Genomic DNA, 23,760 nt, shown 5'->3' with positions numbered 1-23,760 from the left:
ATCCCTAGAAATTGGAAACCACGGACAAAGCAACCCGGATCCCCGCAACCGCAGGGGATGTTCCCCCTTCGGGGGGATCCCTAGAAATTGGAAACTCTTTCACTGACCATACGGTCAGCTCACGCAATACCGTTCCCCCTTCGGGGGGATCCCTAGAAATTGGAAACAACGTAGTGAGTGCGCTGCGTATCTTTACACCTTTGCAAGTTCCCCCTTTGGGGGGATCCCTAGAAATTGGAAACCTCAATCTCCCTGCGGCATACGCCTGGTCGAGCAGGTGTTCCCCCTTCGGGGGGATCCCTAGAAATTGGAAACAACCCCAGCTTCTCCTGCGTCTGCTGCTGTGCCAGTGTTCCCCCTTCGGGGGGATCCCTAGAAATTGGAAACATGATGTCAGGACTATCGATGAACCTTCCAGGCATTGTTCCTGTTCCCCCTTCGGGGGGATCCCTAGAAATTGGAAACGAGGATCGCGAGGATAGGTAGGCGCGCTCCGTCTGACGGTTCCCCCTTCGGGGGGATCCCTAGAAATTGGAAACAGCCGCACCCATTTCTGGGTACGGTGATTCCAGTAGAAAGGTTCCCCCTTCGGGGGGATCCCTAGAAATTGGAAACAATTCGTCCGGCGTCCAGACATAACGCCGTTTGGACATTGTTGTTCCCCCTTCGGGGGGATCCCTAGAAATTGGAAACCTGCCAAATTAAAGGCTTCGCCTAAGTGGGAGGCGAGTCCGTTCCCCCTTCGGGGGGATCCCTAGAAATTGGAAACCCTATAGCCACAAAAAATCCCCCGCCAATAAGGCGGGGTTTTTCCTTCGGGGGGATCTATAGAATTGGAAACCTAGGGATCCCCAGTTGGAAAGAAATTGGAAACAGAGAAAAGATTAGAGTAAAGCCGGTGCTGCTCGGCAGAGGCCAGGCAGCGCTGTTGGTGCTCAGGCCACTCCTGGAGGGCTAGTTTTTGTTGTTCCTGGAGAAGGGTTTGTAGGTCTGAGTCTGCAGGCAGCTCGCCTTGCAAAACCTGCAAATCGTTAAAGCGGCCCAGTTGATCCTGCAAGCACTTCAGGGTTGCTATCCAATCTTGCATGGTTTCCCCGTAAAGGGGCGCAAAAAACTCCACCTGATAGCGCAGCCGTTTGGTGGCCTTGCGCAGCTCGTGCAGTTGCTCAGCCTGGGCTTCCGTTGCGGGGAAAGCAGGGATCCGCCAGCCTGGCTGCAGCAGCCACTGGGCCAGCAGGGGAGTCAGCAAGTGGGGCAAGCTTTCCGGCAAAGGCAGCTCCGCCTGGGGCTTATAGCGGGGGTGAGCCAGCCACTGCTCGCAGGCAGCTTGAAACGCCAGGAAGTCAGCATCTTCAAGAATGCGGCGGGAGCGTTTCTCGGCTTGGGTTCGACGTTGCTGCAGATCTTGTTTTAGCTTCTCCAGTTCTGCCTGCTGGGCTGCCGGGATCCCTTCCCAACAAGGTTCCTGCAGGATTTCCAGCAGCACGTCCAGATCCCGCTGCTTGCCCAAAGCACTGGCCAGCTTTTGCAGGCGTTTGGGCTTGAGAGGCTTGGGCAGCCGGACGGATCCCTGAAACACCTGCACCCAAGTGCCAATACGGCGAAGGGTCACCCGGATTTGGTGGAGAGATTCTGCCGCCTCTGGATGCTGGGTCAGAACTCGCTTTACGTGTTTCTGCAGCCGCTGCCATTGCTGGCTCAACAGCTGGTGGGCCCAGGCGGCCACGGTTGGCAAGGGCGCAGATGAGGGCAAGGTCAAGTGCAAGGACTCCGTCCCGCTGACGCGAAAGGACTCCGTCCCGCTGACGCGAAAGGACTCCGTCCCGCTGACGCGATCGGTTTTCAGCTCAGCAGCAACAGCGTCCACAGCCAGTCTCCTCTACCCAAAACGAGAACCAAGAGGGCAGCAGGCTCTTTTCACATAGGTCATCCAGACTAGCTTGAGGTTACCCCCGCCTCTTCCTTTTTAATCTAATCTTAACCTTGGTAAACCGAGCAGGCTGTGGCCAGGGAAACTGTCGCGAGCTTTGGCCTGTCGCGCCATTCCCGTCAGCGGAACAGAGCATGACTCTAGTCAATAATAAGCTCAACTATACTGAAAATAATGTATAATATGTTCAGTACAGATTACTACCAGTTGATCTTTCTGTTTACTTTCGAGTCTGCCAACATGGTAGCCAAAGCAAAGCAGAAAATTGGTAGTAAGACGACACGGAAACTGCGCTTTGGGTATTCTACTCAAAGCTTTGCGGGATACCGCCATTCTGGTTGGAAACAAACAGAATGCTATCGCTGCATAGTTGAACAGTGATGTTCAGCAACGTTCAGCGTAAATGTATCAGTCTAGGGCTCCCGGCCTGCTGTCGCAAGTGGTAGGCGGGGTTCGACCACTGACCAGAGGCGGGCAGCCACCTCTGCCGGGGATCCCTGGGCTGAAATGCGGACAATCCGCTGTGGTTCTGCGGCAGCCAGAGCCTGGAACCCTTGGTAGACGCGGCGGTGGAACTCCAGGTGTTCTTGTTCGAGCTTGTCGCAAGACCCTGTTCGCGTCAGCGGGCCGGAGGCCTTCCGCGCCAGCCCCACCTCTGGGGGGAGATCCAGCCACAGGGTGAGGTGCGGCTGCAACCCGCCGGTGGCTAAGTGGTTGAGCTGGCGGATCTTCTCCAAGTCCAGCCCCCGACCGTAGCCCTGGTAGGCCAGGGTGGAATCGGTAAAGCGGTCGCAAACCACCACCTGCCCTGCCGCCAGAGCCGGCGCGATGACTTTGCTCACGTGTTCAGCCCGATCCGCCGCGTACAGGAGCAACTCCGCCAGAGGGCTAAAGGGATCCCCGTGCAGCAACAGCTCCCGCAGCGTTTTGCCCAGCGCCGTGCCCCCCGGCTCGCGGGTACACAGGCAAGCGTAGCCTTCTTGGCGCAGCCGCTCAACCAAGAGGGCCTGTTGGGTGGTTTTGCCCACCCCTTCCCCGCCTTCTAGGGTGATGAACACACCGTCGTCCTCTGCAGGAGGGTTAGCGCAGGTTGAGTTGGGGCTGCAAATTAAAGGAGTGCCCCGGCACCATCACGTAGACGTCGGGGATGTTGGTGGGCTCCAGGCTTTGCAGGGCTAACCCTTCGATGTTGGAGCGCAGGGCGTTGTTGATGGTGGCTTCCAGTTGGGACAAAACCTGCGCCTCGTTGCCCTGAGCGGCCAAGCCAGGAAACTGGCTGTACACGGCGCGCGCCAAGCTGCTGGCCAAGGGGAGCTGGATCAGGGTGAGGTTGGATCCCCCCAGCTGGGGGCCCAAGGTGTTGGCCCGGCCGCGGATGCCCAAAGCTTGGAGGGCATTGGCCGTTTGGCTGACGGGGATGGTGCAAGTATCCATCTTGTAAACGGGCACTGAGGCCATGGTCAGAGCAGAAACGCTGGTCAGTTGCACCACAGTAAAGGAGGCAGTGCCGTTATAGGCAAAGCAAAAATCGCGAAAGGCTGCGGGCACATTGGCAGCGCGGATGGGGCGCTCATCGTCAAAGCCGCCCGACTCGGCGAAGATGTTGCGGATAGCGAATCCCCCGAAGAAGGCCAGCAGGGCCACCACCAGCAGGATCGTCAGATCGGAGGAGGAGACCCCCCCGCTGGAGCTGCCGCCTCGCCCACCACCGCCATATCCCCCACCGCCAACATAGCCGGAGGTGTAGCCGTAAGCCGCGGAACGGCTGTAGTCGCTGCGGTAGCCGGATTCCCCCCGGCCAGCAAAGGACTCCGTCCCGCTACCGCGAAAGGCAGAGGAACGAGCGGATCCGTCGTAACCTCGGCTGCCGGAGACAGAACGGCGGGGAACTAGCGCTTGCCCAGGGCGCTCACCAGCTTTGGGGGATCCCGCAGCGGCTTTCTGCCCCCCCTTTTCGCTGTCAACACGAGACCCCTCGTCTCGGCCAGTCTGGGGGGAGCGGTTGGAAGGGCGAGAAGTGGCCCCTTGCGCGGACTCCCTGTAGCTATCCCGCCCATTCTCCAAGGACTCCGTCCCGCTACCGCGAACGTCCAGCCAATCCTCTGCGCCCACAAAGGTTGAGCCCTCTTCCGGCAAAGGGGGTGGGGAACGACGACTTTGCCGCTCCCTTCCTTCACCAGAGTTTGCAACCGAGGAGATCGCGGCTTCCTCACCGGCAGAATCCGGGGAATGGCGGCTGGGATCGGGGGCAGCAGTCCGTTCCGCTGCTGCAATGGGATCTTGATCCTCAAACTCAGAAAAACCCATAGTTCTTCGAGCGCTCCCCTCAGCTGCCAAGGCAAGACGGCTTTCAATTTCACTCCCCCGAAGGGAAGGGACTATTGTATGCTAGCAGCTCCCCAGCCAGGACATCGGGGGCTATTGCTGGGATCCAAGCCAGCCCATACGCTTCTCCAGGAGAGGCAACTGCGCTTTCAAGGCGCGCAAGGCTCGGCCTCGGTGGCCGATGGCCTCTTTTTGAGCTGGGCTCATCTCGGCAAAGGTTAGCCCCACTTCGGGCACCCAAAACAGGGGGTCATAGCCAAACCCCCCCTCTCCCCGCGGCTGGGTCAAGACCTCTCCCGAGCATACCCCTTCCACCAGGGCATGCACTACACCTTGGGGATCCACCAGGGCGATGGCGCAGTGAAAGGTGGCTCGGCGATTTGGGATCCCTTCCATTTCCCTAAGCAACCGCTCGATGCGGGCAGCGTCGCTGGGGGCGTAGCGAGCCGAGTGGATCCCAGGGACGCCGCCAAGGGCTTCTACCGCTAGGCCGGAATCGTCGGCAATGGCCCACTCCCCCAGAGACTTGGCCACGGCTCTGGCTTTGAGAAGGGCATTTTCGGCAAAGGTGGTGCCGGTTTCTTCCACCTCAATTTCTGAGGGCATGCGGCGCAGCTCCCAAGCAGGGGCATGGGCCTGGAAAAAGGCATTGAACTCGCGCCATTTGCCGGGGCTACTGCTGGCCAAGATCAAAGGACGGGTCATGGAAGGTTCCTACGAGTGGAAATCTGAGGAGGCGGAAGGCTGTCCAAGGGCTTCCTGCCTAATGGATCTCGAGAACCATGTTGTGCAGGGCTGTGTTAATCACCAGGGTGGATCCCCATCGCTCTACCTTGCCCCCATCCCAATGCATGTGTCCGCAGATGTAGTAGCGCGGCTGCAGCTGTTCCAAAAGGGGGCGCAAGGTGGGTGTGCGACGGTGATACCACTTCCCCCCCTCATCCAAAAGACCCCGCGGCGGAGCGTGGGTCAGCAGCAGGTCAATGGGTCGGGGGGGCTGACTGTAGAGGGTGAGCAGCTCCTGCAAATGGGCAGAGGTCAGAGACCAGCTCCAGCCACAGGGGGGAGTCCAGGGCACAGCCAAAACCTGTAACCCCAGCCACTCAAAGCAGCAGGACTGGGTGATGGCCCGCCCCCAACAGCCAACCAGCGAATTCAAAACCGAAGCTGCTGGATCGTGGTTGCCAGGTAAAAAGAGCCAGGGTTTGCCCAGGCTCTCCACTGCCGCCAAAAAGGATTGCAGATGAACCACCTCTGCTTGGGCTGCCGGATGAAAGCCCTGGGTGGCCTTGCGGGAAGGTTTGCCGGCCTTGGAACAGAAATCCCCGCAGTTGATGTAAGCATCCACCTCCGGCAGATGGGCAAGGGCCTGCCGGATCAGCCGAGCGCTGCCGTGGTAGTCAGAGCCGAGCAGCAGTTTAATCCCCATGGGCCTCTGCAGCAGAAGAATCCAGGTGGGATCGCTGAAGCAGGGCGGCAACCTGCTGCCAGGAGCTGCTGTACCAAGCTTGCTGGGCTTCCAGTTCTTCGCCGAGGGATCCCGTGGGGCCAAAATCTGGGCAGGCGTACCCCAGGGAGCGTAATCCTGCCACCAACACTGCCGGAGACAGCCACCACTGCTGGGCCAAGCGCAGCAGATCCACCTGGCTGCGGGTTTGCAGGTATTGGCGGAGCTGGCGTTGCAAGCTGGCAGCGGAGGGCAGGGGCACCGCTTGCTGATGGACGGCAATCAACAGCTCGCTGCTGGGGGTGCAACAGAGCAGCCACTTGAGGTGATCCAGAGAAGGGGGCCAGCTCCACAACCAGAGTTGATCATAGCGGTGGCCGGCTTGGGGACGGTCGTAGTGGAGAGTCAGGTACCGCCGTTCGCGATAGCGGGCCGTAGGCCTTGAAGACAAGACCAGCGAGGGGCGGCGGAAGCCGTAGAACAGGATGGTTCCCTGCGCCTGAGGCCAGAGGACAGAAAATCGGTCTACAGCTTGCCAACGCAAAGGCTGGGTGGGCTGGGGGGTGGGGCGCCAGATCAACAGAGGTGAGGGCTCTGTCCCCCTCTGGGAGCCAGTCGAGGGCTTGGAGTTGGGCATGGGAGGAGTGGCATCCAGAGAGGCGGGGGAGATGGGAGACTTGCTCCCATCAGGGGTGCGGGGCGCTGTTTTCTCGAGAGGGGGGTTGCCGGCAGTGGCAGCCTCTTGGGCAGGTCGAATCCCGAGAATTTCCAGCTCCAGTTGGGTTTCTCCCTGCCATGTTTTGGCCTTGAGGGTGTAGGCTACATCAACTCGCTCCGGCAGCGGATGGGTTTCCGCTCCCCGCCAACGGATGGCCCAAAGAGGGCGCTGGGGCTTCGCGTTTGTGATCCCCACTGCTGACCCGTTCGCCAAAGTGTTGCCCAAAGCGTTGCCCAGCGATAACCCATCAGTGTCGTAACTGGAGGTTTTGACAGCTGAGTCGCTCCTGCCCGGACAAGAGGACTCCGTCCGAGTAGCACGTAACCCATGGGAGCGTTGCGTAGGGAGAGCAGGATCCCGGAGCAGCAGCTTCAGGTGGCCGGGAACTGGGCCAAATCGCTGCTGTTGCAGAACCTGCAGGTTGCGGCTGTAGAAGACCGGCTCAGGATTGCCGATGCCACAGGGCTGCAGATGCTGGAGCTCTCGATAGAGGTCAAGGGTGAGATCTGACAGCGACACTTCGGCATCGATTTGCACCAGCGGCTGGATCTGCTCCGGCTGCAACTGCTGTTGGGCAAACTGCCGCAACCGTTCTTCAAAAAAAGGCCAGTCTTCTGCTCTCAGGCTAAATCCCCCGGCAGCGGGGTGGCCGCCGTGCTTAGTGAACAGATCCTTGCAAAACTCCAACGCTTGAAACACGTCAAACTCGGGGATCCCCTGCCGCGCCGAGCCACTGATCTCCCCTTGCCGCGACTGGCTGCCGATGAACACCGGACAGCCAAAACGCTCTGCCAACCGCGAGGCCACAATGCCGATCACCCCTTTATGCCATTTCTGCTGAGGGGATCCCAAAATTGTTAACACCCGCTCCTGTTGCAGATCTCGGCCTTGCTGGGCAATTTGCTCTAGGGCTTCTGCCTCGATGCGCTCGCACATCTGCTGCCGCACCTGGTTGAGCCGTTCGCAGCGGCGGGCCAGTTTCTCTGCCTGCTGGGGATCGTCGGTAATCAGCAACTGGATCCCCATTCTCGCCCGGCCAATTCGCCCAACGGCGTTGATGCGGGGCCCCAGGCCAAACCCAATCCACTCAGGCCGCAGCCTCTCCAGGGATCCCTGCATGCCCATCACCTGCAGAAGGGCGCGGATCCCTGCCACCTGGGAGGTGGGCAAGAGGTGCAGCCCCTGCCGCACCCAAAGGCGGTTAACCCCCGTCAGCGGCGCCAGATCGGCAATGGTGCCCACAGTAAACAGTTCCAGGGCCACCCGCTGCAGATGGCCATCACCACGGCGCTCGGCCAGCGCCTGGGCCAGGAGGTAGGCAACCCCCACCCCGGCCATCCCCCGATAGGGGGAAGAAACGGGGAGCTGCTTGGGATTGAGGATGGCATCGGCAGGGGGCAACTGGGGCGGCAAGTCGTGGTGATCCGTCACGATCACTGTCAAGCCCAGAGCTTTGGCCAGTTGGATGGGCTCGTGGGCGGAGATGCCGTTGTCCACGGTGAGAATGAGGCGCACCCCCTCTCGGTGCAGCTCTTGCACCATGCGGCTGTTGAGGCCATAGCCCTCCGTCATGCGGCTGGGGATGCGGTAATGCACTGGAGCGTCCTGCAAAGCCCGCAGCAGCAGGGCCGTGCTGGTCATGCCGTCGGCATCGTAGTCGCCGCAAATGGCAATGGGCTCTTGTCGGCGAATCGCCCCGTCCAGCAAGTCCACCGCCAGGGGCAAATCGGCAAAATCCTGGCTGGGTGGAGGCAGGTGGGCGGGATCCGGCTGCAGGTACTGCTGCACGGCAGCAGGGCTGGAGAGCCCGCGATTGAGCAAGATCTGGGCCAATATGGGCGAGATCCCCACTGCCTCAGCCAAGCTTTGGGCAGCCAACTTGTCCACCGGATGAAACAGCCAGCGTTGAGCAGGGATCCCGGCCATAGGGAAGGGTGGGGCTTGGATGGGGATAGAGGGTAGGCAGTGCTACAGTTGGCCTATAGGGTATCCTTTTGACGTTAGCTCAAAACGCTCCTCTGAATCTTTCCTGCCGCCGATGTATTCTCTGCTGCTTACCTATGGTCTTAACCCGCTGACAGGCTTAAAGCTGTTGGTCAAGTCCTCTGAGCAGACCTCTCTGTGGACACTGGCCCAGCAGCTTTGGGGCCGCCCCGGATCTCGGCGACGCAGGCCGCGCCTACAAATCTCGTTAGGCCGCTTGGTGCCAGAGCAAGCCGAGCACTTGTCCAAGTTGGAAGTGCTGCTGCGTCTGCGGTTTTTCATTGCCCTCGAAGCGGAAACTCCAGAGAGTGCTGCCCACCACTGTCGCGAACGGTTCTTGCTTCCTTCCGGCCAGGGATCCGCCATTCAGCTTGCCCGCTACACCGAGGGCTCGCAGCAGTACAAGACGGAGATCATCCGCTTTGCCCTGGGGGGATCCCGCACCCTTGTGGCGAGGACTCCATCCCGCCGCCGTCGCCTCTGAAACAAACTCCCCGACAAGCCATAGCGATAGAGCATGACTCTAGTCAATAATAAGCTCAACTATACTGAAAATAATGTATAATATGTTCAGTACGGATTACTACCAGTTGATCTTTCTGTTTACTTTCGAGTCTGCCAACATGGTAGCCAAAGCAAAGCAGAAAATTGGTAGTAAGACGACACGGAAACTGCGCTTTGGGTATTCTACTCAAAGCTTTGCGGGATACCGCCATTCTGGTTGGAAACAAACAGAATGCCATCGCTGCATAGTTGAACAGTGATGTTCAGCAGTGTTCAGCGTAAATGTATCAGTCTTGCCAGCCTATCTATACTGGAAATGCACTAGATCTGTGTTTCTCCCGTGAACCCAACTGGGCTGCATCTTTGCGGTGGCAGTGCGGAGCATTCTATCGGTGGTGGGCGGCATCTGCAAGCCCATCCCTGGCACAGCCTTGCCCAAACTTCGGCTTACGCTAGCTTTGAGTTGTCCTTCCCGCAAGGGGGTGAACTGCGAGCTCTGGCACTGTGGGGGATCCCCGCAGGCCCAGGCAAAGACTCCATCCCGGATGCAGAGGTTTGAGTTGCCGCCAATCCCGCCAGAGGAGATGGATCCCATGTGCAACGCCCGTAAGGACTACGGCTGGCCAAAGTGCTCCGCACTCCTGTTGCCAGCGCAACCGGCCCTCTTTGCCGGATCCCTGGCGGCCTTTGCCCTTGTGCTCCACGCCGTTAATGGGAACGTCCTGCCGGCTGCTTTGGCCCTGACCCGTTACCAAGTGCATGTACTGGCGGATGGGGCGGCGGAGTTGGCTCAGGTGCGCACCCAGGTGCCGGATGCCTATTTTGTGCAAGGGGATGGGCAGGTTTTCATTCTGGCGGGGACGTTCATCAACCGTAGCCATGCTCAACGCCGTCAGGCCGACTTGGAACGGCTGGGGTTATCGGTGCGGGTGGTGAGCCGCCAAGAAACGGATCCCCCTCTGCCCCCTGCTTTTCCTGCCCAAGCAGCACCCAGCCGCCCTGCTGCCAGCTCAAAAGCCTCTGTGCCGCCGACGCCAACCGCTCCGCCCTTGGATCCCCAGCGTCCCTTTGCCACCCACGTGCCCAACCCCACCGGTGATCCCCGTTTGGAAGAACGGGTGCGCCGCTTCTTTCCAGGAGCCACTGTGGTGCAGTACCGCGGCCAGGTTGCTTTGCAAACGGGAACCTTCTCCCGCCTGTCGTTGGCCCAGGATCAAGCCCGCTGGCTAACCGCTCAGGGGTTACCGGCAGTGGCGGTGTCGCTGGTAGGAGAAAATGCGGGCCAGGATCCCATCTCCAACCCAGCACAAGGAGAGCGCCATTGGGTGTTGGTGGCCGATCCCACCGGGGAGAAATGGCCTGCGCTAAAACAACTCCTAGAGGGATCCCTGCCCTTGATCTACGATGACCTGCGGGTGGTGCGCACAGGTGGGTTTGCCGACCCTGCTGCTGCCGCCGAGCAGGTGCGTTACTTGGCCGGCCAAGGCTATGAAGCGGGGATCTTCCCCGCCGATCTGCGCCGCTCTCAGCCTCTTTTGCAAGCGGATCCCGTCTCCTCCTCGCCTGCCCAGGCTGTTCCTCCTGGGGAAGAAGGTGGCAGCGGATTTTGGGTGGTGGTGCCGGCTGGGGAAGAGGCCCTACCCAAGCTGCAACAGTTTGCCCCTGATGCCTTCCTGCGGGGCTCAGTGATTCAGGTGGGCACCTACCGGCAACGGGCCAACGCCGAACAGGCGCGGAGTTCTCTGGCCGAAGCAGGGTTCGATGCCCGCATCCTGCCCGTGGAGTAGCCAAGAGCCACTTCCGCCATAAACGCTCTCCTCCTTCCCTGCCGTTGGGGATCCCCATTCGGCCCAAATGGCGACTTGGGTGAGTTTCTGCTTTTGACATACTCCCCACCCTACTGGCTTGTCAAAGCCTACAGCCCGCTTGGGCGAATAGAGCGGTTGACTACCCTGCCACTGCCCTGAGCCTACCGTAAAGCCCTCCTCAAGGACGGAGCGTTTGGGCAACTGGGCGAGGCTGGTAAGAAGGATAGGCCAGCCGTTGCACCACCTGTTTGCAATACACCACCTGTTTCAATAGCAGTGCGGAGCATTTTTCCTAGAGGGCTTGCTTAGCCTGCTGCAGCGTCTGCTCAAACACCTCCAGCGGCTGCGCACCGGAGAAGGCAATGCCGTTCAAGATGAAATGGGGAGTGCCGCCGATGCCCAGTTGAGAGGCCAAGTCAATATCTCGCTGAATGGCGCGTTCTGCCGCCCGACTGCGCCGATCCCGATTGAATTTTTCTATATTCAGGCCCAGCTTCTCAGCAGTGGCCACATAAAACCCATCCCCAAGCTGGGATTGGTTGGCAAACAGCTCGTCGTGAAACTCCCAGAACTTACCTTGACGTTGGGCGGCCCAAGCAGCCCGGGCAGCCGACATCGCTTCTGGGTGGATGCTGGTCAGGGGCAGGTGCTTGTACACCAAGGTCACCTCATCTCCATGGTCGGCCATGAACTGCTTGAGGGTGCTGTGGGCGCGGGCGCAGAAGGGGCATTGAAAATCGGAGAACTCCACCAACACTAACCGCAGAGCGTCGGATCCCAGTCGAGGGGAATCTCCGATGACGGCGCGTGGGTTCTCCCGCAGTTGACGGCCAAATTCTTCCGCCAGCCGCTGCTGTTGTTGCTGCTGCTCCTGGTACTGTCGCTGCTGGTATTCCTGTACGGCCTCCAGAATCACCTGGGGGTTCTTTCGAATGATCTGCAGCACCTGCTCTTCCAAATCTGCCGGGGCAGCCGCCGCCGCTGGTAGGAAAACCGGAGCTCCACTTCCCACTCCCAGCAGAACCGTCAGCCCGAACAAAAGTCCAGCCCGGGCCAAGCTCCGCCCCCAAGCGCGAAAAATCCTCACCAGCCTATGCATCCCAACCCCCCTCTCAAACATGCCTAGAGCCGTCGCAACTCACCCAGCCTACCGTCAGATCCCAACAGTGTCTATCACTCGTTCGGGGGGGTTAGGAATTGGTGACCTGCAGAAGCTGCTCCTTGATCCGCTGCAACTGGCTGGCCCAGCGGGGATCCGGCTCAGAGGCTGCCTCACTTTCGGCGACGACGGTGGAGCGCCCACCCTTATTGCCGCGCTGGCGTTGCTTTTTGCTGGGGGCAGGGTTTTCTGCCGACTCTTTAGAGCCCTTGGCCTCAGAATCTCTGGACGCTCTGGAATCTTTGGAACCTCTGGACTCTTTGGATGAAGGCTCAGAGGTCGCTGTTTTGGATTCGCCTTCTTCCCCTCGGTCGCGCGGCTGGGCGAGCTCAATGCGCAAGTTGACATCCCCAAAGCTGTGGCCGTTGAACTTTTCGATGTACTGCTGCGCCTGCTCTTCAGTGTTCACCGTTACAAAGCCGAAGCCGCGGCATTTGCCTGTCTTCCGATCCCGAATCACCTTGGTGGAAATGACCTCACCGGCAGAGCGAAAGAGCTTCTCCAATGCCTGACGGTCCACCTCTTCCGGCAGATTTCCGACATACAGACGCACAGACATGATCCAGCGAAGCTCCTAATCGAAATAACAAAAGGCCAAAATGCAAAGCGCTACATCTAGGGCGCTCAAGCCCATAACATCAAACCCGGAACCCGGTAGTCCATCGTCACACCATAGCGCGCCGCAAAGCGCAACCCTTGGCAATCACGAAGCTATTTTTTAATTTACCTCAACCTGGAGCCGCGAAGACGAGGAGAACGGTTTTTGTGAACGACTGCTTTGTACAGCCGGTTTGTACAGCCGGCTTTTGCAGCTAAGCTAAGCCGGTGTTGTTCAGGCGATCCCGATGTTGAAAAGGTCGGGCCTGGGGGCCTGTGTAGTCGGCTACAAGATGTCCTTGCCCTCGCAGTTGGTAGCGGTAGGTCACCAAGCCTTCTAAGCCCACCGGGCCGCGCGGCGGCAGTTTTTGGGTGCTGATGCCCACTTCTGCCCCAAAGCCGTAGCGAAACCCGTCGGCAAAGCGGGTGGAAGCGTTGTGAAAGACCCCCGCTGCATCTACTTCATCCAAAAATCGCCGGGCAGCAGCGGCATCCTCGGTTACAATCGCTTCGGTATGGCGGGATCCGTACTGCTGGATGTGGGCAATGGCCTCGTCAAGGGAGCCCACCACTTTAATAGAGAGGATCAAATCGGCATACTCGGTGCTCCAGTCGTCCTCGGTGGCCGGGATCAGATCCGGCACCAGCTCGCGGCAGAGGGGATCCCCCCGCAATTCCACCCCCTTTTCCCGCAGGGCCTTGACCGCCAGAGGCAAAAAGTGGGGGGCTATGGCCTTGTGGACCAACAGGGTCTCGATGGCATTGCAGGCGGCGGGGTACTGGGTTTTGCTGTCCACCGTCAGCTTGATCGCCATGTCCACATCCGCTGCCCGATCCACGTACAGGTGACACAGGCCATCGGCATGGCCCAATACCGGGATGCGGGTATTCTCCAGGATGTAGCGGACAAAGCTGCTGGAGCCGCGGGGGATGATCAGGTCTACCAGCCCTTCCAGTTGCAGTAGGGCCTTGACCTCGGCGCGGCTGGTGAGCAACTGCAGGGATCCCTGGGGGAACTCCGGGATCTGTTGCAGGCCCGCCTGGATGGCCGCCATCAAGGCTTGACAGGAGAGCAAAGCTTCGGATCCCCCCTTGAGCAAGACGCTATTGCCGGTTTTCACCGCCAGGGCAGCAATTTGCACCAAAGCATCGGGCCGCGACTCGAAGATCACCCCCAGCACCCCCAAAGGGTAGGTGCGCCGTTCCAAAATTAGCCCCTCGTCCAGTTCCCGGATCAGCAAAGCTCGGCCCACCGGATCCCCCAGCCGGATCACCTGCCGCACTCCGGCTACCATATCTGCCAGTTTGTGGGCGTCCAGCTTCAGGCGAGCATAGGCAGATGCCGACAACTCCCCGGCTTTCACCATCTCCGCTGCCCGCTCCAAATCCGCCTGGTTGGCGGCCAAGATAGACTCTTGGTGCTCCAACAAGGCAGTGGCCATGGCCTCCAGAGCGGCATTCTTAATAGCCGTGGGCAAGGTGGCCGTGTGTTGGGCAGCAGCGCGGGCCGACTGCACTTGGGACAGCAGCGGGCGCTCTGAGGCAGATGCAAGCGAGCTGGGGCAATCGGTGGCGAGGGACATAGAGTCAGAAAGGGGGCAAAGTGCCCATTTGGAAGAAAAGGGTTGCGATGATAGGTTGTAACAAAGTTGTGTTGAACTGTGATCCTAGAAGCACCCCCGGAAGGGATCCCTATGCTAGGTTGGGCACAGTCGGTTGGGGTTATCTGTAGCCTACCAAAATCCGGATCCCACTTGCTGCAGCAGGGGAGCCTTTCCTTGCTCTCGATGCTTCTAAGCTGAAGTTCGCACAGGGGAAGACCCTTGCTCGAAACCCAGTTCCCTGACGATTAGAGATCCACCTCGTCAACCTCGATTTAGCGCCTTCCAGGAGAGCCAATGAGAAAGCGTGGGTTTGTGGTCAGTGCAACGGCTGCAGTGATGACAGCGGTATCGCTGGTCGGCGTGCAGCTATCCATGCCGGGCTGGGCAGGGTTTCGCCGGGATCCCAAAGAGGTGGTGGACGAGGTTTGGCAAATTGTTAACCGGGAATACGTGGATCCGTCTTTTAATTCCCTGGATTGGGAAGCGGTGCGGCGGGATCTGCTCAGCCGAGAGTATGCCACCCGAGAAGATGCCTACGCGGCCATCCGGGAAGCCCTGAAGAAACTCAACGATCCCTACACCCGATTTCTGGATCCGGATCAGTTTGCCAGCATGCAAATCGATACATCCGGTGAGCTGACCGGGGTGGGGATCACGCTGGGCATGGATCAGGAGACAAACGAGCTGGTGGTGATCTCCCCCATTGAAGGGTCTCCTGCCGACCGGGCTGGGATCAAATCCAAAGACGTGATCGTGCGCATCGACGACAAGTCCACCGAAGGCATGGACACCAACGCTGCAGTCAACCTCATTCGGGGCGAGCCGGGTACGCGGGTGCGGCTGACCATTCGCCGCGAGGGGGAAGGGCTAAAGGTGTTCGATTTGGTGCGGGAAAGAATTGAGCTGGCCACCGTGCGCTACGAGGTTCACGAGGAAAACGGCCTGCCCATTGGCTATATCCGGATTACCCAGTTTTCCGGCAACGCCGCCGAGAAGGTGCGCCAAGCCATTCGCGAGCTGGAAAAACAAGGGGTAGCCGCCTACGTTCTGGATTTGCGCGCCAACCCAGGGGGCCTGCTCTACTCCAGCGCCGAGATTGCCCGCATGTGGATTAACCGGGGCAGCATCGTCTCGACGGTGAACCGCCAAGGGGAGCAGGATCGCCTGACGGCCAACAACACGGCCCTTACCGATAAACCTTTGGCCGTTTTGGTGGATGGTGGCTCGGCCAGCGCCAGCGAGATTCTGTCGGGGGCTCTGCAGGATAACCGGCGCGCCGTGATTGTCGGCACGCAAACTTTCGGCAAGGGCCTGGTGCAGTCGGTGCATCCCCTGTCCGATGGCTCGGGGCTGGCGGTAACCATTGCCCGTTATCGCACTCCCAACGGTAACGACATCGACCACAAGGGCATTACCCCCGACATTTTGGTGGAATTGTCCGAGGAAGATCTGAAGCGGCTCAGCCAGAACCGAGAGCTGGTGGCCACCCCAGCCGACCCACAGTATGCTGCTGCCATCCAGGCTCTGCAGGCTCAGATCTCTGCCCGTCGGCAACAGGCCCAGGAGGTCATTCGTTCCTCTTCACGTTAGCCGGTGTTGGGGGCGGTTTTGATGGGTCTCAGATCTGGCACTCCTGAGACTGGGGTTAAGCCGAGGCCCAAGCTATTTAAGACTATTAAGACTCTTCTCATTCGAGTTATTCGAGGAGTGTTGACCAGCGCTGGGCTGGGGATGCTTTTATTGTTTCTGTAGGTGGCGCGTAGCACAATGGCGGGGTCGAAGATCGCGGGATCCATAAACTTGGCCGGACGGGATCTGCTCAAGCTCAGCGACCTAACCCCGGCGGAGCTGTCGGCCCTGCTAGCCCAGGCGGCTGAGTTAAAGCGGGATCCCTATCGGGTGGAGCTGCGGGGTCGGGTGTTGGGGCTGTTGTTTCAGAAGGCTTCTACCCGCACCCGCGCCAGTTTTACGGCAGCCATGGCCCAGTGCGGGGGCAGCACCCTCGATCTGGTGCCGACGGTGATGCAGGTGAGCCGCGGCGAGCCCCTGCAGGATACGGCCCGCGTCCTCTCCCGCTACCTGGATGTGATTGCCATTCGCACCTACCACCAGAAGGAACTGGAAACCTTTGCCGAGTATGCCGATGTTCCGGTGATCAACGCCCTCACCGATCAGTTTCACCCCTGTCAGGTGTTGGCCGATCTGCTCACCATTCAGGAGAACTTTGGCCAACTGGCGGGACTGACCCTGGCCTATTGCGGCGATGGCAACAACGTTGCCCACTCCCTGCTGTTGGGCTGTGCCATGAGCGGGATCCACATCCGCGTCGCCACCCCCCCCGGTTACGAGCCGGATGCGGCAGTGGTGGAGCAAGCCCGCACTCTGGCCCAGGGATCCCAGGTGTTGGTGCTGCAGGATCCCCAGGAAGCCGTCTCTGGATCCCAGGTGGTCTATACCGACGTGTGGGCCAGCATGGGTCAAGAAGCTGAGGCCGAGGCCCGCAAGGCCACCTTTCTGCCCTACCAGGTCAATGCCGAGCTGCTGCAACAGGCAGATCCGCAAGCCATTGTGCTGCACTGCCTGCCGGCCCACCGGGAAGAGGAAATCACCACTGAAGTACTGGAGGGATCCCAGTCCCGCGTGTGGGATCAGGCGGAAAATCGCCTACATGTGCAAAAGGCGCTGCTGGTTCAGCTGCTGGGCCCAGGATAACAGCCTTTGGAGAGCCAGAGAGGGGCGTAGCGAACAGCTTTGCGGTCGTTGAGGATGGCCTCGTCGTGTTCCTCTGTCTCGTCAGGACTTGGTCCGAGGCCCAAATTAGCCCAGACCTAGCTACCGGCTATTGGCAGGACGGCGGGCGGCAATTGCCAGGCTGACATTGGGCACCCGCTGCAGAGTATCCATCACCTCCACCACCTTGCCGTGGGAGAGGGCCAAATCGGCGTTGATCACCACCAAGCGCCGCCCTTCAGCCGGCTTCTCGGCCAGGATGCGTTCCACTGCTGGGATCAGAGCAGAGATATCGGCAATCTTCTCCTGATTGACGGCAATCTGTCCTTCCGCCGTCACGCTCACCGTTACATCCGGCTGCAGACGAACTTCGGCTGTGGTCGCGTCCGGCAGGTTCACATCCAGAGCCTCGGAGCGGGTGAGCACCAAGCTGGCGATCACGAAAAACACCAAGATCGAGAAGATGACATCGATCAGGGGCACGATGTTGATCTCGCCAGCTCGGAAGTTCTCTTCGGGGATGCGCATAGGTTAGGAGGGCTCAAGCGAGGAGTAGGGGGGAAGGGTGGAGCTGCCACTAGGGCTAGATTGGGTGTAGGAATACTGGGAAAGCTGTTGGGCCTGCATCTCTTGCCGCTGCCGATGCAGCAGCTCCAGCATGCCGCCGTACTCTTGGATCTTAGAGAGTTGCCGCAGGTACAAAGAGCGGAAGACGTTGGAAATCAACAGGGTGGGAATAGCCACAATCAGTCCAAAGGCCGTCGAGTACAAGGCTTCGGCGATCCCCCGACCTACCCCCTGGGTATCGGTGCCGCCGATATCCCCCAGTTGAATGGAGCTGAGGATCTGGATGATGCCGGTGACGGTGCCCAACAAGCCCAGGAAAGGGGCAACGGTGATTACGGTGTCGAAGACCGTGTTGAAGCGCTTCAGCAGAGGCACTTCTGCCGCCAGGGCCGTTTCCAGAGCCAGCTTAAAATCTTCCGGGCTGGCCTCGTTCAGCTCCAACCCGGCCAAAAAGATGCGGGCAATCGGCAGATCGGCATTTTGCTCCAGCAAATACTGGGCAGCGCGTGGGTTGCGGCGGTACTGGCTCAGGGCTTGCTGCACCACCTCCTCCTGCCGATGGGTGATCTTCCACCAAAACAGCACCCGCTCAATGCAACAGGCCACCGAGAAGACCGAGAACGTCAACAGGGGGATGGAGTAATACCAACCCTGGATCATGAGCTGCAAGACTCTATCCATCGATCCTGATTCCCCCCTCCAAGCGGCAATTTACGCTCATCTTGTCATAGCACTTTCTCGGCAGGGCTGGGATCCCTTCTTGCGCGGCGAAGATTGCACCTTTTGGCAATTTTGCCCCCATGCCGGATCTCATCTCGTCAATTGTCAATCCAGAGGGCATACTGGTTGCAACAATTTTGGATCCCGAGGGCGTGAATTATGAAATTCAGACGCTGGTTGGGTCTTTGCTGCGCCGGCTTGATGGCCTTGCTGTTGACGGCTTGCGGCAAGGGATCCGCCCCCTACGACAGCATCGTGGTCAATTTTGTAAACACGGCCACCCCCAGTCAGATTGCTGCTATCGCTAAAGAGTATCACTTGACGCTCCGCCCCAGCAGCGACAGCGCTTTTGCCCGCCAGGAAGCGATCTATCTGTTTGACGTGGATGCCGACCACCTGGGATCCACGCGGCGGCTGGTTAAGCGGCTCACCAACGAAGCATTGATCGAGTATGCTCACCCCAACTATCAATTCCAGGCGGCTTTCGTGCCCAACGACCGCCTCTATCCCCAGCAATGGAACCTCAGGGCCATCCGCATGCCGGAAGCCTGGGACATCTCCCAAGGGGAAGGGGTGACGGTAGCCGTGGTGGACACGGGAGTAACACGAGTGCCGGATCTAGCCCAAACCCAATTTGTGAAGGGCTACGACTTTGTGGATGACGATGAGGATCCGGAAGACCTCAACGGCCACGGCACCCATGTGGCGGGAACCATCGCCCAATCCACCAACAATGTCTTGGGTGTAGCCGGCATTGCCTTCAAGGCCAAGATCATGCCGGTACGGGTGTTGGATGCCAATGGCTTTGGATCCCTGTCGGATGTGGTGGAAGGGATCCGCTATGCTGCCGACCACGGGGCTACGATCATCAACCTCAGCCTGGGTAGCCGCGCTTCTGCCCAACTGATGGAGGAGGCGGTGGCCTATGCCCACAGTAAGGGGGTGACGGTGATCGCAGCCGCTGGCAACGAAAACTCCAACCAGGTGAGCTACCCGGCCCGCTACCCGCATGTGATCGCTGTCTCGGCCACGGGGCCCAACGGGGAGAAAGCCCCCTACTCCAACTATGGGGTGGGGGTGGACATCTCTGCTCCCGGCGGAGCCAAAACGCCTGATCACCCCGAGTACGGCATTCTGCAGCAAACCATCAATCGTCGTAACCCCAACGAGCCGGTCTTTGCCTACTTCCAAGGCACCAGCATGGCCACTCCCCACGTAGCCGGTGTGGCAGCTCTGATCCAGGCTCAGGGCATCAAAGACCCGGACAAGGTGGAGGAAGTGCTGAAAATGTCGGCTACCCCAGTGCCCGGCGACAAACAGAACTTCTACGGGGCTGGTCGTTTGGATGCGGCCAAGGCGCTGGCCAGGGCCACAGGACAACAGGAGGAAAACCCCTTGGTGCTCTGGTTGAAGGACTTCCTGCAGTACCTGAACAACAATGGCTACCTCAACCCACGCTTCTGGTTCGATGGTGGCCCGATTGCTCTGGTGCCGAAGCTGCTGATGGTGGTGGGCGGCTACATTATCCTGGTGCTGATCCGCTGGTGGCTGGCTCCCAAGCGGCTGCTGCAGACGGTGCCTTTGCTGGCTGGGATGCTTTTGGGCAGTGCCGGTCTTTTCCCCTTGCAGGGGTTGGCGATTGTCGGTGGCCCCCGTTGGCCCTTCCAATTGGCGGGTAGCTCCCTGCCGGAGTTGGGCACCGCCTTTGCCCAGACCAATGCCTTGAACCCCCTATTTGCCAGCGTGTTGATCCCAGGCCTGTTGATGTTGCTGCTCCTGGGCCATCGGCGCTGGCGCTGGGCGGTGATTGGCTTGTGCATTGGCATGGCCTCGCATCTGCTCTTGTCCGGATCCCTGTTTTATGAGGGGGTGCTATGGCTTGGATCCTCTGCTTGGTTGGGTCGCTCCTTCTTGCTCTTCAATGGCTTGCTCTGCCTGGGCCTGGCCTACTTGGGAGCGCAAGCGGCTACGGAATCTCAATCCACGGCAACCGGGCTGGCGCTGAGGCAGTGATGCAAGAGTACAGCGGTACCATCCAGTTCCTGGATATCGAAGGGGGAGTGTGGGTGCTGACGCTGCCTTCCGGCGAGCACTATGCCCTTTTCCGTGCCCCCAAAGAGCTCTTGCAAGAGGGACTAGAGGTCACCATCCAGGGACAGATCAGAGAAGACATGGTGACGGTGGCTCAGGTAGGGCCGGTTTTAGAAGTCAAGAGCTTCCAGCGGCAGCCCTAGCTTGGCTTGCGGCTCCGGCCATACCAATCGGGGATCCCCAAGCGGGGATCCCTGCTTTTCGATGTCAGAATGCTTTTACAGTCGCTTCAAACAAGATTGAGACACCTCGCTGCCGACCCTCACCCCTAGCTTCTCTTTAGTTAGGAGAGAAGGAAAGTTAGGAAGCAATGCAACGAAAATATTTCATTTCCGTTTAAAAAGAATCTCGTTTCCACGGCTGAGCATTCACGAAGCTCAAAAAACGTAGGTAGGCAGCTGTATCCCGTGACCGCTTAATACTTACATAGTCATAAGTCTGTAGCCTGAACAACTGGGAAACCATCATCGCTGTTTTAGAGGGGAAACCTACTGGCGAAAGCGGGACGGGATCCTTTGCGGCAAGGGCTGTTGTGGAACCAGTAACAAGAATCCTCACCCTACCGCTACGGGGAAGCAAGCCAGTAGAGCAGGGAACATGTCAAAGCAGGTTGCTCAGGCGGCTGTGAAAGACCGAGTAGATCTCTGCGTAAGACTTCACCCACTCTGGATCCGGTTGAACATAGCGTTCTACCTGTACCAATCGATCGGCAGCCTGTTGGACAGAGCAGCACCAATAGGCAGAAGCGGCCAAGATGGCTGCCCCCACAGCCGGCTCCGGGTGTTTCACCACAGCCAAGGGACGAGCAAGGATGCTGGCGCGTAGGCGCAACCAGAGAGGGCTTTTGCTGCCTCCACCGGTGGTGAAAATCGGGCTCTGCTCTGGCACTGGGATCCCTTGAGCGGCCAACGTTTCCAGCCCCAGCCGCTCCACCATCGCTACCCCCTCCAACAAAGCAGCGTAAAAACGGGGGGATCCCTCTTCTGCCTCCGGCAAGAACCCGGCAAACTGGGGATCGACAATGGGAAAACGCTCTCCCGGCTGACAAAGGGGATAGCTGACCAGCCCGGTGGGCAGATAAGCCTGAGCTTGCTGATCCAGCATTTGCAGGTTGCCGTCGGGGAAGTAATGAGGCAAAACTCCGCCTCCACAAAAAGAGGCGGCCCCCGGCCACCAAACCATTCGTTCGTGACAGCGGTGCGGAGCACTGTCCGGGTGCAAATGGGAATAGATGCTTGGGGTTTGTATGGGATCCGGACTGTTGGCCTTAAAAATAAGGGTTGTGCCCAAGCTGGTGGAAACCTGCCCCAAGCGAATAGCCCCTGCCGCCAGTTGCCCGGCACAGCCATCGGTGATCCCTGCCGCGATCAGCACTTCCGGCCCCAACCCCCAGTCTGCTCGCACCGTTCCTAAAACCGTTCCCGGCGGTACCACCTCGGGGAAATGCTTGGGGTTTAGGCCCTGCCGCGCCAACCACTCCTGAGGCCAGGTGTAGGCCTCCAGGTCGAAACCGCTCTTGAGGGCATGGGTGTGATCGGTCACCTGCCTGCGCCCCCCCAGTTGGCTCAGCAAAAAGTCCGCCGGATGGGCCAAGTAGCTGTCTCGATACTGATCAGGATAGGCTTCCGCCCACCACAGCCAACGGCTGAGACCCCAACTGGCAGGGATCCCCAATTGCTTGGCCTGAGCCTGGCCCCGCGGGTCGGAATACAGCCACGCCTGTTCCAACGGCATGCCTCGACCATCCACCGGCAGAATGGTGCCGGAAGTGCTGCAAGCACTCAGAGCTGCAATGGAATACTGCTCCCCCAGTTGCGCGGTCAGTTGTCCCAAAAGGGCTTTCAGGGTTCGCAACCAGCGGCCCGGATTGGTCTCTGGGGGATCCCACTGGCGCTCGCTTTTGGCCACCACCTCCCCCTGCTCTGAGAGGGCCACCACCCGCATCCCAGAAGTGCCCAGATCGATCCCAAGAAACACAGGGGGCATAGGGGTACTCATCTCATCATCAGCTCATCATTAGGAAGGAAAATGCCTTGTCATGATGGAGTGCCCAAGGCCCAAGAATGCTCTCTGTATAGATGGGGTGGCCAAGTGGCTCAAACTGGCCTAAAGGATGGGAAAGGACTCCGGCCCGCTGTCGCGATCACAATTTCAAAACTCCTGGCTGCTCCGAGCCAACGCTTCTTGGATATCCAGATCCAGCCCTTTCACCGATTCCAGCACCGAGCGGGTGATCAGTTTACCCTCCTGCACCAAAATGGCGCCGGTTACAGGGTGCAAAAGCGGCTGTTCGGCCCGCCGACCGATCAACGCCTCGATATCCTGAAAAGCATTGATGTACATCCCGGCAGGCAATTCCACCACCACCCCTTCCCCCAGCACGCGCGCTTGGCAGGCCAGGCGGGAGTTGGGCTTGCAGGTGGTGATCGCCTCCAGGGTGCGCTGCTCCCGCTTGCTCACCGGAGACAAAGACTCCATCCCTTCCTTAACGTACACATGGCAGGTGGCACAGAGGCCGCGCCCGCCGCACTCTTTCAACACATTCAGCTCTTCCTGCAACAGTACCGAGAGCAAATTGCTGTTGGTGGCGATTTCAGACACTTGGGCAATGGGATCCAACCGCACACGCTTGACCATAGTCCGCACTTTTTGGGCTACTGGATGCTAAAAAAGCTAGCATCTTTCACCAATGCAGATTGCCGGAACAGGGCAGTTCTACCTAAGCATGCAGGAAAATCCCCCATGCGCCATTCAGGTCTCGGTGCATACGAATGCCCTCTGAGCCTTCTCGGCACTCCAACTATAGGTCTTGCTGGTGTAGGCTTCAGAAACTTGACCAAAAGGCGCGGCAAGCCCCGTCCTTCAGGGCAGGGAAGGATAGCGCCGACCGTAGCCGACGCCCACCGTAGCCGACGCCCTTTAAAAACGCAGTGCCGGCCATGTGAATATCGTTGTCATCACGCATAGGCCAAGAATACGATTGAGCGGTGCAACGACTTCAAGCCTTCAAGTACGAATTGCTGCCCAACAGCCAGCAGGAACGGCAGATGCGCCGCTTTGCTGGCTCCTGCCGGTTCGTCTACAACAAAGCACTGGCGTTGCAGAAGGAGCGTCACGAGCAAGGCCAGAAAAAGCTAGGCTATGCGGGCCTGTGCCAGTTGCTCACCGCGTGGCGCCACAGCGCAGATACGGCGTGGCTGGCGGATGCGCCGGTGCATCCGCTGCAACAGGCGCTCCAGGATTTGGAGCGGGCCTACAGCCACTTCTTCGCCCAACGCGCCGGCTTCCCGAAGTTCAAGAAAAAGGGCCGGTCGGACAGTTTCCGTTATCCCGACCCCAAGCAAATCCAGCTGGACCAGGCCAACAGCCGCATCTTTCTGCCCAAACTTGGCTGGCTGCGTTATCGCAACAGCCGCGACGTGGTGGGCAAGGTCAAGAGCGTCACCGTATCCAAGCACGCTGGCAAGTGGTTCGTGTCGATCCAGACCGAGCGGGAGGTTAATTGGCCTATTCCGCAGGGGGGCGCAGTGGGCATGGACATGGGCATTGCCCGCTTGGCTACCCTCTCGGACGGCAC

20 protein-coding genes and 1 CRISPR repeat array are annotated in these 23,760 nt (G+C 59.4%); of the genes, 7 read left to right on the top strand and 13 right to left on the bottom strand.

Annotated features, from left to right (window positions below; all coding sequences use genetic code 11):
• Window positions 1–59: 59 nt before the first annotated feature.
• A CRISPR array of direct repeats spans window positions 60–769; the repeat unit is 36 nt; unit sequence GTTCCCCCTTCGGGGGGATCCCTAGAAATTGGAAAC.
• A 72-nt stretch (window positions 770–841) separates the two neighbouring features.
• The 6 genes from ACVWXZ_RS12510 to recJ all read right to left on the bottom strand — a co-directional run bounded on the left by ACVWXZ_RS12510 (window position 842) and on the right by recJ (window position 8,346).
• A complete protein-coding gene (locus tag ACVWXZ_RS12510; protein ID WP_457482582.1) occupies window positions 842–1,867 on the bottom strand; it encodes a CHAD domain-containing protein in 1,026 nt (341 codons plus the stop codon).
• Between the two features lie 476 nt (window positions 1,868–2,343).
• Window positions 2,344–2,988: a dTMP kinase gene (tmk, locus tag ACVWXZ_RS12505; RefSeq protein WP_457482581.1), complete on the bottom strand. Its 645-nt coding sequence runs from the start codon at window positions 2,986–2,988 to the stop codon at window positions 2,344–2,346.
• Between the two features lie 22 nt (window positions 2,989–3,010).
• The gene (locus tag ACVWXZ_RS12500; RefSeq protein ID WP_457482580.1) at window positions 3,011–4,237 is read right to left on the bottom strand and encodes a hypothetical protein; all 1,227 of its coding nucleotides are present in this window, start codon (window positions 4,235–4,237) and stop codon (window positions 3,011–3,013) included.
• Window positions 4,238–4,348: 111 nt separating this feature from the next.
• Window positions 4,349–4,960 (bottom strand): RdgB/HAM1 family non-canonical purine NTP pyrophosphatase, encoded by a 612-nt coding sequence (rdgB, locus tag ACVWXZ_RS12495; RefSeq protein ID WP_414417921.1) that lies wholly within the window; start codon window positions 4,958–4,960, stop codon window positions 4,349–4,351.
• A 58-nt stretch (window positions 4,961–5,018) separates the two neighbouring features.
• A complete protein-coding gene (locus ACVWXZ_RS12490) occupies window positions 5,019–5,684 on the bottom strand; it encodes a metallophosphoesterase family protein (RefSeq protein WP_414383891.1) in 666 nt (221 codons plus the stop codon).
• Complete coding sequence (gene recJ, locus ACVWXZ_RS12485; protein ID WP_457482579.1) at window positions 5,674–8,346, bottom strand: single-stranded-DNA-specific exonuclease RecJ; 2,673 nt, start codon at window positions 8,344–8,346, stop codon at window positions 5,674–5,676. Before recJ ends, ACVWXZ_RS12490 begins: the two co-directional genes overlap by 11 nt.
• A 112-nt stretch (window positions 8,347–8,458) precedes the next feature.
• On the opposite strand from recJ, the gene ACVWXZ_RS12480 reads away from it, so the two are divergent.
• Both ACVWXZ_RS12480 and ACVWXZ_RS12475 read left to right on the top strand, forming a co-directional pair.
• Entirely contained in the window at window positions 8,459–8,887 is a 429-nt protein-coding gene (locus ACVWXZ_RS12480) for a hypothetical protein (protein ID WP_457403846.1), read from the top strand.
• A gap of 388 nt (window positions 8,888–9,275) precedes the next feature.
• Window positions 9,276–10,694 (top strand): SPOR domain-containing protein, encoded by a 1,419-nt coding sequence (locus ACVWXZ_RS12475; protein ID WP_457482578.1) that lies wholly within the window; start codon window positions 9,276–9,278, stop codon window positions 10,692–10,694.
• 313 nt (window positions 10,695–11,007) lie between these two features.
• Here the strand turns inward: ACVWXZ_RS12475 and ACVWXZ_RS12470 are convergent, their stop codons facing one another.
• From ACVWXZ_RS12470 to ACVWXZ_RS12460, 3 genes are all read right to left on the bottom strand, one after another.
• Entirely contained in the window at window positions 11,008–11,814 is an 807-nt protein-coding gene (locus ACVWXZ_RS12470; protein WP_457403848.1) for a DsbA family protein, read from the bottom strand.
• A gap of 91 nt (window positions 11,815–11,905) precedes the next feature.
• A complete protein-coding gene (locus ACVWXZ_RS12465) occupies window positions 11,906–12,433 on the bottom strand; it encodes an RNA recognition motif domain-containing protein (protein WP_457482577.1) in 528 nt (175 codons plus the stop codon).
• A 253-nt stretch (window positions 12,434–12,686) separates the two neighbouring features.
• Complete coding sequence (locus tag ACVWXZ_RS12460) at window positions 12,687–14,054, bottom strand: glutamate-5-semialdehyde dehydrogenase (RefSeq protein ID WP_457482576.1); 1,368 nt, start codon at window positions 14,052–14,054, stop codon at window positions 12,687–12,689.
• A 315-nt stretch (window positions 14,055–14,369) separates the two neighbouring features.
• On the opposite strand from ACVWXZ_RS12460, the gene ctpC reads away from it, so the two are divergent.
• Both ctpC and argF read left to right on the top strand, forming a co-directional pair.
• Entirely contained in the window at window positions 14,370–15,665 is a 1,296-nt protein-coding gene (gene ctpC, locus ACVWXZ_RS12455; protein WP_457407182.1) for a carboxyl-terminal processing protease CtpC, read from the top strand.
• A 177-nt stretch (window positions 15,666–15,842) separates the two neighbouring features.
• The gene (gene argF / locus ACVWXZ_RS12450) at window positions 15,843–16,787 is read left to right on the top strand and encodes an ornithine carbamoyltransferase (protein WP_457482575.1); all 945 of its coding nucleotides are present in this window, start codon (window positions 15,843–15,845) and stop codon (window positions 16,785–16,787) included.
• A 120-nt stretch (window positions 16,788–16,907) separates the two neighbouring features.
• Here argF and ACVWXZ_RS12445 read toward each other — a convergent pair whose 3' ends face one another.
• Together ACVWXZ_RS12445 and ACVWXZ_RS12440 are read right to left on the bottom strand one after the other, a co-directional pair.
• Window positions 16,908–17,333: an ExbD/TolR family protein gene (locus ACVWXZ_RS12445; RefSeq protein WP_414342537.1), complete on the bottom strand. Its 426-nt coding sequence runs from the start codon at window positions 17,331–17,333 to the stop codon at window positions 16,908–16,910.
• Window positions 17,334–17,336: 3 nt separating this feature from the next.
• Window positions 17,337–18,053, bottom strand: a complete 717-nt coding sequence (locus tag ACVWXZ_RS12440) for a MotA/TolQ/ExbB proton channel family protein (RefSeq protein ID WP_049749560.1) — start codon at window positions 18,051–18,053, stop codon at window positions 17,337–17,339.
• 198 nt (window positions 18,054–18,251) lie between these two features.
• On the opposite strand from ACVWXZ_RS12440, the gene ACVWXZ_RS12435 reads away from it, so the two are divergent.
• Window positions 18,252–20,105, top strand: coding sequence for a S8 family serine peptidase (locus ACVWXZ_RS12435; protein ID WP_457403851.1), 1,854 nt, complete (start codon window positions 18,252–18,254; stop codon window positions 20,103–20,105).
• Entirely contained in the window at window positions 20,105–20,326 is a 222-nt protein-coding gene (locus ACVWXZ_RS12430; protein WP_414342539.1) for a hypothetical protein, read from the top strand. The genes ACVWXZ_RS12435 and ACVWXZ_RS12430 overlap by 1 nt, the downstream gene beginning before the upstream one ends.
• Before the next feature lie 457 nt (window positions 20,327–20,783).
• Here ACVWXZ_RS12430 and ACVWXZ_RS12425 read toward each other — a convergent pair whose 3' ends face one another.
• Window positions 20,784–22,169 (bottom strand): FGGY-family carbohydrate kinase, encoded by a 1,386-nt coding sequence (locus ACVWXZ_RS12425; RefSeq protein WP_457403853.1) that lies wholly within the window; start codon window positions 22,167–22,169, stop codon window positions 20,784–20,786.
• Between the two features lie 165 nt (window positions 22,170–22,334).
• Window positions 22,335–22,820 carry a 2Fe-2S iron-sulfur cluster-binding protein gene (locus tag ACVWXZ_RS12420; RefSeq protein ID WP_414358164.1) on the bottom strand — a complete coding sequence of 162 codons (486 nt, stop codon included), beginning with the start codon at window positions 22,818–22,820 and terminating at the stop codon, window positions 22,335–22,337.
• A gap of 350 nt (window positions 22,821–23,170) precedes the next feature.
• Between ACVWXZ_RS12420 and ACVWXZ_RS12415 the strand changes: the two genes are divergently transcribed.
• A partial coding sequence (locus ACVWXZ_RS12415; RefSeq protein ID WP_457482574.1) for an RNA-guided endonuclease InsQ/TnpB family protein occupies window positions 23,171–23,760 on the top strand: 590 nt, incomplete at its 3' end.

The organism is Thermostichus sp. MS-CIW-38 (genome assembly GCF_054058415.1).
Note: the sequence above shows the minus strand (reverse complement) of the source record. Positions and strands in the feature narration are given on the sequence as shown.